Annotated in this window: 11 protein-coding genes; 9 read left to right on the top strand and 2 right to left on the bottom strand. The window is 58.3% G+C overall.

Annotated features, from left to right (window positions below):
• Positions 1-118: 118 nt before the first annotated feature.
• Positions 119-2,224 carry a sensor histidine kinase gene (locus QE408_RS01220; RefSeq protein ID WP_306927843.1) on the bottom strand — a complete coding sequence of 702 codons (2,106 nt, stop codon included), beginning with the start codon at positions 2,222-2,224 and terminating at the stop codon, positions 119-121.
• Positions 2,221-2,967 carry a response regulator transcription factor gene (locus tag QE408_RS01215; protein ID WP_306927840.1) on the bottom strand — a complete coding sequence of 249 codons (747 nt, stop codon included), beginning with the start codon at positions 2,965-2,967 and terminating at the stop codon, positions 2,221-2,223. The genes QE408_RS01220 and QE408_RS01215 overlap by 4 nt, the downstream gene beginning before the upstream one ends.
• Positions 2,968-3,182: 215 nt before the next feature.
• Here QE408_RS01215 and QE408_RS01210 point away from each other — a divergent pair, with 215 nt between their 5' ends.
• The 9 genes from QE408_RS01210 (at position 3,183) to QE408_RS01170 (ending at position 13,974) form a co-directional block, all read left to right on the top strand.
• Entirely contained in the window at positions 3,183-4,211 is a 1,029-nt protein-coding gene (locus QE408_RS01210) for an ABC transporter substrate-binding protein (RefSeq protein WP_306927838.1), read from the top strand.
• Positions 4,212-4,310: 99 nt separating this feature from the next.
• Positions 4,311-5,336, top strand: coding sequence for an ABC transporter substrate-binding protein (locus QE408_RS01205; RefSeq protein WP_306927836.1), 1,026 nt, complete (start codon positions 4,311-4,313; stop codon positions 5,334-5,336).
• 92 nt (positions 5,337-5,428) lie between these two features.
• Positions 5,429-7,660, top strand: a complete 2,232-nt coding sequence (locus QE408_RS01200; RefSeq protein ID WP_306927835.1) for an ABC transporter permease — start codon at positions 5,429-5,431, stop codon at positions 7,658-7,660.
• Positions 7,657-8,718 carry an ABC transporter ATP-binding protein gene (locus QE408_RS01195; protein WP_306927833.1) on the top strand — a complete coding sequence of 354 codons (1,062 nt, stop codon included), beginning with the start codon at positions 7,657-7,659 and terminating at the stop codon, positions 8,716-8,718. The genes QE408_RS01200 and QE408_RS01195 overlap by 4 nt, the downstream gene beginning before the upstream one ends.
• A 30-nt stretch (positions 8,719-8,748) precedes the next feature.
• Positions 8,749-9,558 (top strand): inositol monophosphatase family protein, encoded by an 810-nt coding sequence (locus QE408_RS01190; RefSeq protein WP_306927831.1) that lies wholly within the window; start codon positions 8,749-8,751, stop codon positions 9,556-9,558.
• A gap of 203 nt (positions 9,559-9,761) precedes the next feature.
• Positions 9,762-10,499 carry a FadR/GntR family transcriptional regulator gene (locus tag QE408_RS01185; RefSeq protein ID WP_306927828.1) on the top strand — a complete coding sequence of 246 codons (738 nt, stop codon included), beginning with the start codon at positions 9,762-9,764 and terminating at the stop codon, positions 10,497-10,499.
• A gap of 65 nt (positions 10,500-10,564) precedes the next feature.
• Positions 10,565-12,076 (top strand): ABC transporter substrate-binding protein, encoded by a 1,512-nt coding sequence (locus tag QE408_RS01180; RefSeq protein ID WP_306927825.1) that lies wholly within the window; start codon positions 10,565-10,567, stop codon positions 12,074-12,076.
• Between the two features lie 81 nt (positions 12,077-12,157).
• Complete coding sequence (locus QE408_RS01175) at positions 12,158-13,105, top strand: ABC transporter permease (protein WP_306927823.1); 948 nt, start codon at positions 12,158-12,160, stop codon at positions 13,103-13,105.
• Entirely contained in the window at positions 13,102-13,974 is an 873-nt protein-coding gene (locus QE408_RS01170) for an ABC transporter permease (protein ID WP_306927821.1), read from the top strand. The genes QE408_RS01175 and QE408_RS01170 overlap by 4 nt, the downstream gene beginning before the upstream one ends.
• Positions 13,975-13,981 lie beyond the last annotated feature (7 nt).

Raw genomic sequence — 13,981 nt, 5'->3', positions numbered from 1 at the left:
TCTTCTAGGCACGCGTAAGTTGCCAGGCAAGGGGGCAATTCAGCCGTCACAACATATCGCGCCGTTATTCGCGTCCTTGGCGATAACGGCAAACGAAAGTGCGCAGCTGCCGCCGCGGTCATCGCCCGAGAGTGGGGAATGTCAGTGCCACACGAACACCTTGCTCCGGCTTCGATGTGATCTTCGCGTCGCCGCCGCTCTGGCGCATGAAGCCATACACCATGGCAAGGCCAAGCCCCGTACCGCCCTGCTGGGTGCGCGTCGTGAAGTAAGGTTCGAAAGCCCGGTCTATGGCATCCTGATCCATGCCGTGCCCATTGTCTTCCACCGACACTTCCACGTCCTGCTCTAGCATCCGCGCCGAGATGAGGATCGAGCCGCCATTCGGCAGCGCGGCTGCGGCATTGAGGCAGAGGTTGAGGATCGTCTGTTCGAACAGTGCGGCATCCAATGCGAGCTGCGGCAAGGCGTCTTCAATTTCGAGAGTGATGTGGTTGCGAGGGCCAACAGCAATCTCGAGCACATCCATCATTGCCCGCAAAAGTGCGCCGATGTCGGCTGAGGCGGGATGAATGGGCTGCTGACTGCCGATCGACAGCATGCTGCTGGCAAGTTCGCGCCCACGATTTGCCGCTTTGCGAATGCGGTTGATGTTGCGCTGCTGGCGCTCGCTGAAGCCCGTCTCCCGCTCAAGAAGTCCAAGACTTCCCGTGATGATGCCGATCATGTTGCCGACTTCGTGGCTCAGTTGATGGGTCATGCGCATGATACCATCGAGCCTCTGGGCTTTCGCCGCTTCCGCCTCCTGCCGATCGAGCGCTGTGACGTCCCGCGCCAGAATGACGATCCCGTTATCCGGCTGGCGGGAAAGCGCGATCTCCGTGACCTGCTGATCGTCGGTGCGATGACGTACTATGATCCGGTTTTCAAGCGTTCCAGGATCACCGTCACGGGGCAGAAGCTGTGGGTCGATTTCGGGGATCGTGCTGATGAAGCTGCGCAGGGGCAACTTTCGCGATGATCCACCCCGCCTGCCGACAAGTTCGATGATCCGCCTGTTCATGGTGATTGGCTGGCCGCTCGCGTCGAAAAGTGCGATGCCCTCGTTCATGGTCCTGAACGTCGAGCGGATCGTTCTTGCTGCGGCTTCCGCTGTGCGGCGCAGACGCGAGACCCGATCAACGCTGTCCTTGAAGGCGTGGAATGCCGCCGACAGACGCACGAGCTCGGTCTCTGAGCCTCTATAGGCGGGAAGGGCGACATCCTGCTCACCCTTGGCAAGCGAGTTCATGCCAGTGGACAGCGCCGTGATGCCGCTCGATACCCGCATGACGGAGCGGATCGAGAGGGTAGAGAGAATAACGACGATAAAAAAGGCAATCGCGACCATGACAATCAATCGCGTCAGTGCAGCCGATGCGGAGGCAAGTCCTCCGGTCAGTCTCTCAGCGACCGCTTCACTCTGCGTTTCGGTTGCAAGAGACAGGCTACGGGAAACCGTGTGGAGTTTCGACACCGACGACTGGATGGCGAACATCTCCAGAAGATACTGTGTCTGCGCGTCGAACACGCTCTTGTAAAGCGTAAGCCCTTCATTGCCGATCTGCGGTGCAGCTGCTGGGTCATTGATGAAGTAGCCGGTCTCCGCAGTGAAACGGCGCTGTAGTTCGCCCAGTTGGAACAGGCTCGCAGAATTGGCGGCTGCCTGGACGAGAGCATTGAGGCGCTGGCGTATCGCATCTTCGGCAAGGGCTTGGCGAGTTGCAATCTGGCCAAGTGCTGCGGCCGCCTCCGCCTTGTGCTGCTGTGCCGCATCTGCATCTGCCGCAAGCGACATGGTCTGCTGACGAATGGACTGGAGGAGGCTCACGATATCATTATTCGGCAGAGCATTCTGGCTGTCTCCGTGCTTGTACTGCGCAATTGTCTGAAGAAGCCCATCGACTTGCGCTACGACTGCTCGGCTCTCGCTGGAGACCCGATAGGGGGATGTAGCGTTCATTAACAGCGGTGCGCTGGAAACAAGATCGGTCACCTGGCGTGAAATGAGCGACGCTCGGGCGAGGCTGGAAAAGGCCTGCAGGCTGTAGGCCGCCATCTCTGTCTTGGCTTTATGCAAACCGTAGATCGCGACGGCCGACAGAATGAAGACCGATGAACAGATGAAGACGATGGCGAAGGGCAGCCGAAACGCGATGGACTGGAGGAAGCGCCGGTCGATCACTGAGGCAGCTCTGCGGTGTCTGTGTGCAGGACATATCCCTTGCCGCGGCGGGTCTGGATGTGCTGCGGCAGGTCTGGATTGCGCTCGATCTTCCGGCGCAGGCGCAGAACCAGCACATCGACATTGCGATCGATGAAGCGATCACTCTCCGCACCGAGACGATCGAGGATCTGGGACCGGCTGACCGGTTTGTTCGGCGTCTCTGCCAGTATCTCCAGGAGAGCAAATTCGGCGCTGGTCAGCGTCTTGCTCCGATCGGCAATGCAGAGCGCGCGTCGCGCGGATAGATCGACCGCCCAGTCGCCCAGTCGCAAAGAACTCGCTTCGTGCTCGCGCTCCGGCTCTCTCTCCACCTTGAGCGAGGGCGCGATACGGCGAAGAACCGCCTTTATGCGTGCCGTCAATTCGATCGGCTCGAAGGGTTTTACGACGTAATCATCGGCCGCGGTTTCCAGCCCGAGAACACGTTCGGTGGCGCTGCCGGCGGCTGTGACCATGAGGATGCCGACATTGAGCCCAAGGTTGGTGCGGATACGCTGCGCAAATGTTCTTCCGGATATGCCCGGCAAATTGTGGTCGAGAAGAACGATATGGAACTGATCGCGCGCTAAAATCGCGGTTGCGTCTTCGGCGGAATGGACGACCGTTGGTAACCAGCCTTCGGCTTCAACGAGATCCGCAATCAATTCTGCCATATCCGGATCGTCCTCGACGATCAGAATCTTGATCCTCTGGTTTTGCAAAATGAAGTCCTCCCGGTATCGATCATAGGCAAGAGCGCGGGATTATTCAAAAGGTCGATGATGACCGGGCCTGTCAGATTTGTAACATTCGTAACGGAATGTCCTTGCATGATCTCAGTGTTGAAAAATCGGTAACCATTCTACGATTGCGCAAGCGCCCGGTTCTGGCATTCTTGGCGGCAAGAATGGAACGGGGAGGTTCCAGGGAGGATCGATTGAAATCACTGCTTGCGGCATTCACCGCCGGGCTGATCCTATGGGTTGGTGGCGCGGCCTTGGCACGGGACGGCGCGACGCTGAGCGTGCTTTGCGCAGCCGACGAGGCGTGGTGTGCGGCAATGCAGCGCGCCTATGAGCTGAAGAGTGGCGTCCAAACCATCGTGGTACGCAAGAGCACGGGTGAAGTTCTCGATCAGATCCGAAGAGAAAAGGACGCGCCGACCGTCGATGTCTGGTGGGGCGGCACCGGCGACACGCATCTTCAGGCCGCATCCGAAAGTCTGCTTGAGGCCTATGCTTCCGTGCATGAACCGGAGGTTCTTCCCTGGGCTCAGAATTTCTTTGCCATGTCAGGAGGGCAGGCGGCAGGGATTTATGCCGGCGCGCTCGGCTTTGCCTACAATAGCGAACTCCTGCAGAAGCAAGGTCTACCGGCGCCAACATGCTGGAAGGATCTGATCAACGAGGCCTATCGCGGCAAAGTCGTCATGCCCGATCCCAACTATTCCGGCACGGCCTTCACCATGCTTGCCACGCTCGTGCAGCTCTTCGGTGAGGATGAGGCATTCAGCTACCTAGCGGCGCTCAACCGGAATGTCGCCGATTATACCCGGGCCGGTTCCGCACCAGTAAAGGCCGCCGCTCGTGGAGAAGCGCTCATCGGGATATCCTTTATGCACGATGCCGTGACGCAGAAGGAGGCGGGCGCGCCGCTTGTCATTGTCGCCCCTTGCGAGGGTACGGGATATGAGATTGGCGCGGTCAGCGTCATCCGCGGGGCAAAGAACAGGGACGAGGCAAGGCGGTTTGTGGACTTTGCGCTGAGCGCCGAAGGGCAGGCGACAGGTGCCGCCGCCGGGCAGAACCAGGTCCCTTCCAACGCAAAGGCTGCCTTGCCACCTGGAGCGCCCGACCTCTCGCTCATCAAGATGGTTGACTACGACTTTGCGACATTTGGCACTCCAGAGGAAAGAGGCAGACTTCTTCTAAGGTTCGATAGGGAAGTTCATCCGCCCAGCCAGTAAATCGGCGACTTAACCGGGACAGAGACGGCGGCGATAGCACGCCGAACGGCGAAGCCATGTCCTGAGATCAGCATTCAGACGCACATCATGGAGGAAAACATGCGACTGACACTTATTTCTAGCCTGCTTCTGGCAGGAACCACTCTGATGAGCGTACCTGTCCACGCGGCCGGTGACCTCAATCTCATCTGTGCAGCAGATGTGGTGATCTGCGAACAGATGAAAGGCGACTTCGAAAAGAGCCACGACATCAAGGTCAACATGGTGCGCATGTCGTCCGGCGAAGCATATGCCAAAATCCGTGCAGAAGCGCGCAATCCGAAGACCGATGTCTGGTGGGCAGGGACGGGCGATCCGCACCTGCAGGCAGCATCCGAGAACCTGACGCTTGAATACAAATCAAAGATGCTGGACCAGCTGCAGGACTGGGCAAAGAACCAGGCTGAGAGCGCCGGATACAAGACAGTCGGCGTCTATGCCGGTGCCTTGGGCTGGGGTTACAACACCGACATTTTCAAGAAGAAGGGTTTCAAGGAGCCGAAGTGCTGGGTAGACCTGCTTGATCCAGAGCTGAAGGGTGAAATCCAGATCGCCAATCCGAACTCTTCGGGAACGGCTTACACGGCCCTCGCTTCGCTTGCGCAGATCATGGGAGAAGATCAGGCCTTCGATTATCTGAAGAAGCTGAACGCCAACATCTCTCAATACACCAAGTCCGGTTCGGCGCCCGTAAAGGCGGCTGCCCGCGGTGAGACGGCGCTCGGGATCGTCTTCATGCACGATGCCGTCGCTCAGACTGCAGAAGGTTTCCCGGTAAAGTCGATCGCCCCTTGCGAGGGCACGGGTTACGAGATCGGCTCCATGTCGATCGTCAAGGGCGCCCGCAACATGGAGAATGCCAAGATCTGGTACGACTGGGCACTACAGGCCGATGTGCAGTCGCGGATGAAGGACGCCAAGTCGTTCCAGCTTCCATCCAACAAGAATGCTGAAATTCCGAAAGAAGCTCCACGCTTTGAGGATATCAAGCTGATCAACTACGACTTCAAGACCTATGGCGATCCCGCAAAGCGCAAGGCCTTGCTGGAACGTTGGGACAAGGACGTTGGCGCAGCCGCCAACTGATTGCTTCCTCCTGCCGCCTTCGTCTTCAAGTCTTCGCCAGATTAGGGATGAAGGCGGCCCTTTCTGACACACTCAAATTTGTGAGGTTGACCATGACCCATGGCAATCGCCGGCTGGACATTGTTCTGGCCGTGGGACTAGCGGCACTTGTGCTTGTTCCCTGGTACCGCATTGAAGGCGGTTTCTTCGGCCTCGGCTGGCTGGCGGAATTCCCGCTCTCTAAGGCGGTCGCTCCCGGCATTCTTCAGATGGTGTCTGAAGGTCGCGCCTGGCTGTTCGGCGTCCTTGCGTTTTTCCTTCTGGGAGTAGCCGCGCGGATGATCTCGGACGCCGATAAACGTGGCGCTTTGCTGGTGGCAGCGGGCAGTCTCGGTCTCGGTTTCCTCGTGCTTCAGGGGCTGGCGATCGGGTTTTCCGGGTGGACCTGGCAAGCGACCGAAGGTCTCTTTGGTGCCCTGTCGGATGGCCAGCCTTCCATGGGTGCAGGCGCAGTCACGATGGCCTTCGTCTTTGTCCTGTTCATCTCCTTCGGGCTTGCCGAGCGTGGCTTCATGAAGGGCGATGCCTTTATCGTTTCATGCATCTCGCTGCTGATTTTCCTCGTCGGCGTTTTCGTCTTCTATCCCATCGGCAGCATGATGGTCGGTGCCCTTCAGGATTTCGACGGTTCCTTCAATCCTGACGGCTTCATCCGCAACATGCGCGACCCGGGCATCTGGAGCCTTGATTGCGTCATCGGCGGCGGTCGTTGCGGTGTGGCGTGGAGAACTCTGTTCCTGGCGATCATGACGGCAGCGGGTTCGACCGTGCTGGGTCTTGCTTTCGCACTGGTGGCAACAAGAACACGCTTTCCTTTCAAGAAGGGTTTGCGTCTGTTGACGGTGTTGCCAATCATCACGCCGCCCTTCGTCATCGGTCTTGCTCTGACATTGCTTTTCGGACGCGCCGGTGTGGTGACCGAATTCATGTCCAACGTCTTCGGCGTCGAACCCGGTCGCTGGCTCTATGGCATGACGGGTATCTGGATCGCCCAGGTTCTCTCCTTCACGCCCATCTCTTTCCTCGTCCTCATCGGCGTTGTCGAGGGGGTAAGCCCCTCCATGGAGGAGGCATCTCAGACACTTCGCGCCGACCGTTGGCGCACCTTCTGGCACGTTTCGCTACCGCTGATGAAGCCTGGCCTCGCCAACGCGTTCCTGATCGGCTTCATCGAAAGCATGGCCGACTTTGGAAATCCGCTGGTGCTGGGTGGGAGCCATGGCGTGCTTTCGACCGAAATCTTCTTCGCGGTGGTCGGCTCTCAAAACGATCCTTCGCGAGCGGCCGTCCTTGCCATCGTCCTGCTCTGCTTCACGCTCTCTGCCTTTCTTGCGCAGCGTTTCTGGCTGTCGGGAAAGAACTTTGCCACGGTGACGGGCAAGGGCGACAGCGGGGCACACATCGCTCTCCCGAAGTCGATGTCCATTGCAGTTCATGCGCTGGTGGTTCCATGGATGATCTTTACAGTCGTTATCTATGGCATGATCCTTGTCGGTGGCTTCGTGAAGACCTGGGGCTTGGACAACACGCTGACGATCGATCATTACGTTCGCGCTTTCTCCGTCAGCATCAGCAACGGTTCCATCGCCTGGACCGGCGTTGCCTGGAACTCCTTTTGGACGACGATGGAAATCGCACTCATCGCGGCGCCCCTGACGGCGGCGGTCGGCTTGCTGACCGCCTACATCATCGTCAGACAGAAATTTGCCGGGCGCAATCTCTTCGAATTCGCGTTGATGATGAGCTTTGCCATTCCTGGGACGGTCATTGGGGTCAGCTACATTATGGCGTTCAACCTGCCGCCGCTGGAAATGACGGGTTCCGCCATCATCCTGATCATGTGCTTCGTGTTCCGCAACATGCCGGTCGGCGTGCGCGGTGGCATCGCGGCCATGAGCCAGTTGGACAAGAGCCTGGACGAAGCCTCCATGACGCTGCGCGCAAATAGCTTCCGCACCATAAGGCTGGTGGTGCTGCCGCTGCTTCGTCCAGCGATCCGCGCGGCACTCGTCTACTCCTTCGTCCGCGCCATCACATCCATCAGTGCCGTGATCTTCCTCGTCAGTGCCCAGTACAACATGGCGACATCCTACATCGTCGGCCTGGTTGAAAATGGGGAATATGGAGTGGCGATCGCCTACTCGTCCATGCTGATTGTCGTCATGATCACCGTCATCGCTGGCTTCCAACTTGCCGTTGGGGAAAGACGCCTGCGTCGCGAAAATCGCGTTGCCGGCTTTTCCCCAGCCACATCCATATCCAATCCTCAGGAGAAAGCCGCATGATTACCGTCAAACCCGGCTCAGTCGTTTTTCAGAATGTTCGCAAGACCTTCGGTGCGTTTACTGCCATACCGGATCTGTCTCTCACCATCGAGCCGGGCACGCTTGTTACGCTTCTTGGCCCGTCCGGTTGCGGCAAGACGACGACGCTTCGAATGCTCGCTGGTCTTGAGCATCCGAACTCCGGTCGTATCCTGATCGGCGGCAAGGATGTCACCATGCTGCCCGCCAATGAGCGCGATGTGTCGATGGTCTTCCAGTCCTACGCGTTGTTTCCCCATATGAGTGCGTTGGACAACGTTGCCTATGGCCTTCAATCCTCCGGGCTGAAGAAGAACGAGGCAAGAGATAAGGCGGAGGAAGGGCTGCGCCTCGTCGGTCTCGCCGGCATGGGACAACGTCTGCCAGCGGAACTTTCCGGGGGGCAGCAGCAGCGTGTGGCGGTTGCGCGCGCTCTTGTGCTGGAGCCGCAAGTGCTCCTTCTTGACGAGCCCCTGTCGAACCTCGATGCGCGTCTGCGCCGACGCGTCCGCACCGACATTCGTGAACTGCAACAGCGCATCGGCTTTACCGCCGTCTATGTGACCCATGATCAGGATGAAGCGCTGGCGGTTTCCGATCGTATCATCGTTATGAAGGAAGGCGAGATTGCGCAATCGGGCGCACCGCGCGAGCTTTATGAAGCTCCCGCATCATCTTTCATCGCGGACTTCATGGGTGAAGCGAATGTCGTTCCCTGCGAGGTTGTTTCACAGATCGGCGCGGAAGCGATCATTCGTATCGGTGAGACCGAGCACCGCATTCCAAGCCGGCAGCCGCGCGCTGGTGCTGCAAAACTCGCGGTCCGTCCAGGGTCGATCCGGATCGGCGCGCCGGGTGATGGCGGAATGCCTGGACGTGTGCTGCATACCGCCTATCTTGGCGGTCACATGGAATACGAGGTCGAGACGGAAGTCGGCACGCTTTTCATCGTCGACCACGACATGAACCAGATGGTGCACGAAACCGGCGATGTCACACTGAGTTTTAAAAACCGTGGCATAGCACTCATCGACGCGTAAACAGTGCAGATTGAATCAAGGACATTGGAAATGACAGAACGGAATGACGGCCTCGAACAGCGCTTTGCGCTTGCAAAGGAATTGGCGGCTGAGGCTGGCGCCATGGCGCTCGACTATTTCAACAAGCGCGACAGCCTGGTGATCGAAACCAAGAGGGACCTTCAGGACGTCGTCTCAATCGCCGATCGCAACGTCGAAACCATGCTGCGGGAGCGCGTCGCTGCGACTTTTTCCGCGGATGGCTTTCTCGGCGAGGAGCATGGCTACGACGACGGTGTCTCTGGCTACACCTGGGTGGTCGACCCGATCGATGGCACAGCCCCTTTCGTCAACGGCATGCCAAGCTGGTGTGTCTCGATTGCCGTGGTCCGGGATGGTAAACCGGTCATCGGTGTGATCCGCGTACCCTGTGCTGACGAGACCTATGCCTCGGCGGAAGGGCATGGCGCGACCCTGGACGGCAAGCCACTAACGCTCGACCCTTCCCGGAATATTCAGAACGCCCTGACCGGGATTGGTTGCAACAACTACGTCACTCCGGAGCGAGTCGGTCGGATCATAAGCGACGTCATGGCCCGTGGCGGCAATTTCATCCGTAATGGATCCGGTGCGCTGATGCTGGCCTATGTGGCTGCGGGTCGCTTGGTCGGCTACTACGAGCCTCATATGCGAGCCTGGGACTGCATGGCCGGTTTTTGCCTGGTGGAGGAGGCAGGCGGAAAGGTCATGCCGTTTTCGCTAGAGGGCGAAAAACTCTTCGAGGGCCAACCCGTTCTTGCGGGAAATATCTCATGCTATCAGGAGCTTGTCGAAGTTCATCAAACCAGTTTGGCTGCCTGATGCCGGTCTAACGAGAGGCCACTTTTGGCGCATGTAGAAAGCAGCGGTCCGTACCACGACCGCTGCTTTTTCGCGTTTATCTCGGGCAAACGCGCTCTCTCCGTGAAGCTTGACTGCATAAAATTTCCGCGTGGGTAAATTTTAAGCTTGACGAAAAGACCCGTTCGGCATTGATTGAACCAATGTGAAATTGGTACGCACCAATGAATGAGAAATCCAATATCACCGGGCTGGACAATGCGAACTACGCGCTTGAACGCTTGCGTGAGCTGATTGCCGTAAGTGCTTTTGGACGCGATGGAAAATTGCCGACGGAGCGCACGTTGAGCGAGCGCCTTGGTGCTGGCCGCCGGGAAATTCGGCGAGCATTGGAAGTGCTTGAAGCGGAAGGCCTGATCTGGCGCCGCCAGGGTGCCGGTACCTTCCTTGGTCAAAAGCCGGATAGTTGGGGCGACCATGCGGCAAGTCTCGTCCCCGGCACCAACTTCATGGAGATCATGGAAGTGCGGCTTCGCATCGAGCCGCAGCTGGCGCAGCTAGCCGCCATGCGCGCCAAGCCCTCCGACGTTCTTCGTATGCGTGAAACCTGCGCCAAGATCTATGAGCGAACCGATGCGGATTGGCGGGAGCTTTGGGATGGTTCGCTCCATCGTTTGATCGCGCAGAGCGCAGGCAATCAGCTCTTCCTGTCGCTGTTCGATGTCGTCAACCGGGTTCGCCAGGACCCGTCCTGGCAGGCGGTTCGTGAACGCGCACGCCGGCTCGACGACACGCTGAAGGAATCGCGCGATCAGCATGCCGAAATCATCGACGCGATTGCGGCGCGTGATCCGTCGAAGGCGGGCGAAGCGATGCGCAATCACCTCCTGACATTGCAGGAGCGGCTTATCCGCCAGACATCGATGGATCATCTCGATCACGGATCGACGGGAGAGATCTGACAGACAATCACCACGGCATGAACCGGAACACCGGCTGCCTGAACGCCATTCAGAGGAAGAACGACATGAGACAGATCACCAAATTCTCCGCCAGTCTGCTGACTGCAGCATTGCTGTCCACCTCCGCCTTTGCCGCGGATATTCGCATAGGTTTGCAGGACGATGCCGACGTGCTCGATCCGGCCCAGTCACGTACCTTCGTCGGTCGCCTGGTTTATACCAGCATGTGCGACAAGCTTGTGGATCTCGACAATAATCTCGCCGTCGTTCCGCAGCTCGCGACGAAATGGGCATGGGGCGACAATGGCAACACGCTGACAATGGATTTGCGTGAAGGCGTCGTTTTTCATGATGGCACGCCGTTCAATGCCGAGGCTGCCGTCTATACGATCGAGCGCAACATGACGATGCCGGAGTCGCGCCGCAAGAGCGAGCTCGCCTCCGTAGCCAAGGTTGAAGCGACTGGTGAGTACCAGATCAAGTTCACGTTGAAGAAGCCGGATGCCAGCCTGCTCGCTCAGCTTTCGGACCGTGCAGGCATGATGATTTCGCCGAAGGCCGGCAAGGAACTCGGCGCCAATTTTGGTTCCAAGCCCGTGTGCGCCGGTCCCTTCAAGTTCGTGGAGCGCATCCAGCAGGACCGTATCGTGCTGGAGAAGTTCGCCGATTACTGGAACAAGGATAACATCTTTCTCGACAAGGTCACCTTCCTCCCCATTCCCGATACGACGGTTCGTCTGGCGAACCTGCGTGCCGGCGATCTCGACATGGCGGAGCGCATTTCTGCTTCGGACGCAGCATCGGTTAAAGACGATCCGAAGCTGACTTATGGTGAAGTCGTAGGGCCGGGCTACATGGCCATGTATGTCAATATCGGCAACGGGCCGAAGGCGGACAATCCTTTCGGCAAGGACAAGCGTCTGCGCCAGGCCTTTTCGCTCGCTATCGACCGCGAGGCGATCAACCAGGTTGTCTTCGAAGGAACCGCAATGGCTGGAAACCAGGCATGGCCGCCGACCAGCCCCTGGTACAACAAGGATGTTCCCGTGCCGGCGCGCGACGTGGAAAAAGCCAAGGCGCTGATGAAGGAAGCTGGCTTCGACCGCTACGAAATCGAATTGCAGCATGCCAACAATACGACCCAGACGCAGATGATGCAGGTCATTCAGGCCATGGTGGCGGAGGCAGGCTTCGATGTGAAGCTGAAGGCCACTGAATTCGCGACTCTGCTTTCGGAGCAGACAGCGGGCAATTACGTTCTGTCACGCTCCGACTGGTCTGGTCGTTCCGATCCCGATGGCAATATCCACCAGTTCGTTACCTGCAAGGGCGGCATCAACGACACCAAATATTGCAACCCGGAAGTGGACAAGCTGCTCGACGAGGCGCGTGCCTCGACTGACAATGCCGTTCGCAAGGAGAAGTATGATGCGGCGACCAAGATTCTCGATGAGGATCTGCCGCTGATCTATCTCGGTCATCAAGCCTATCTCTACGCGACGTCCAAAGCCGTAACCGGCTTCACCCCTTCGTCCGATGGCATGATCCGCCTGACCGGTGTGAAAAAAGGCTCATAAGCCCTTGATGTTCCGTCGCAGGCGCTGGCAACAGCGCCTGTGCCAATCTCCGGCACACCCGGTGTTTCAAGGATCGATGCAATGCACATCTATATCGGCAAGCGGCTCTTGGTTGCCATACCGACTCTGCTTATCATTTCCATTTTCGTCTTCTCGCTGCAAAAGCTCCTGCCGGGCGATCCCATTCTCGCCATGGCGGGGGAGGAGCGCGACCCTGCCGTTATCGAGTTGCTACGCGAGCGGTATCGATTGAACGACCCGGTCGTTTACCAGTATTTCTACTGGCTCGGCTCGGTGCTTCAGGGCGATTTCGGCATTTCGCTCAGGACCAACCAGCCGGTTCTTGAATTGATCGGCCAGAAGCTCCCGGTCACCATCCAGCTTGCCCTGATGTCGATGTTCTTCGCGCTGATCATCGGTGTACCGATCGGTATTCTTGCTGCCGTCAAACAGAATACGTGGATCGATTATCTCTCGAACATCGTCGCGCTGTCCGGCCTTTCGATCCCGAATTTCTGGCTTGGTATCATGCTGATCCTGCTGGTGTCGGTCCATCTTGGCTGGCTTCCGGCATCAGGCTACGAATCTATTTTCGTTGATCCCGTGCGCTCGATCCAGACCATGATCATGCCGTCCTTCGTTCTCGGTAATGCGCTGGCCGCGACGCTGATGCGTCACACGCGATCTGCCATGCTCTCGGTGATGAAGTCCGACTATATCCGCACCGCCAGAGCCAAGGGATTGTCCAACTGGCAGGTGGTGCTCAGCCACTCCTTCAGAAACGCTCTTTTGCCCATCATCACCTTGTCGGCGCTGCTCTTCGGAGAGTTGCTCGCCGGTGCGGTTCTGACCGAGCAGATCTTCACGATTCCAGGCTTCGGCAAGCTCATCGTCGATGCGGTCTTCACGCGTGATTATGCCGTCGTCCAGGGTGTGGTGCTGTGCACAGCAATCGGCTTCATCCTGATGAACCTGCTGGCGGATGTCGTCACGGTTCTCCTCAATCCGCGCATGAGGGCTGCGATATGAGCGCGACCGTTCAGATAGCCGCGCCGGTCACTAAGCGCTCGCAAAATCGCGCTTGGAAAAAGATGAAGCGCAACAAGAGCGCCATCGCCGGTCTCATCATCATCGTGTTCTTTGCCGTTATTGCTCTGCTCGCACCCGTTCTGCCGATTGCCGATCCCTATGCCACAAGCTGGAGCGCCATTCGCAAGGCGCCGTCGGCGGCGCATTGGCTTGGCACCGATGATATCGGCCGCGACATACTCTCGCGCATGATCTGGGGGGCGCAGGCCTCGCTGATGGCGGGCGTCGTCTCCGTTTTCATCGCAGTGATCACGGGTGTGCCGCTCGGCCTTGTCTCCGGCTATTTCGGCGGCTGGCTCGACCAGGTGATCTCGCGTATTACCGAAGCTTTTCTGGCGATGCCGTTTCTGATCATGGCAATCGCGCTCGCGGCCTTCCTTGGCCCGAGCCTGACCAATGCGATGATCGCGATCGGCCTTTCTGCCATGCCGATCTTCATCCGGTTGACACGCGCACAGGTGCTTGCGGTCAAGACGGAGGACTATATCGAAGGAGCGCGCTCTATCGGGCTCGGACATCACGATATCATGCTTCGCTACATCCTTCCCAACATCGTGCCGCCTATCATCGTTCAGGCGACGCTGACGGTAGCAACTGCAATCATTGCCGAGGCAAGCCTCTCCTTCCTGGGCCTTGGACAGCAGGCGCCAGCGGCAAGCTGGGGCTCGATGCTCAATGTGGCGAAGAACTATCTCTCCCAGGCACCCTGGATGGCCATCTGGCCGGGTGCAGCCATCTTCCTCGTGGTGATCGGTTTCAATCTCCTGGGCGATGGCCTGCGAGATGCGCTCGATCCGCGCGAACACTGATAATCCC

The sequence above is a fragment of the Agrobacterium larrymoorei genome (assembly GCF_030819275.1).
Lineage (GTDB): Bacteria > Pseudomonadota > Alphaproteobacteria > Rhizobiales > Rhizobiaceae > Agrobacterium > Agrobacterium larrymoorei_B.
This window is presented reverse-complemented; position numbering and strand designations above follow the sequence as displayed.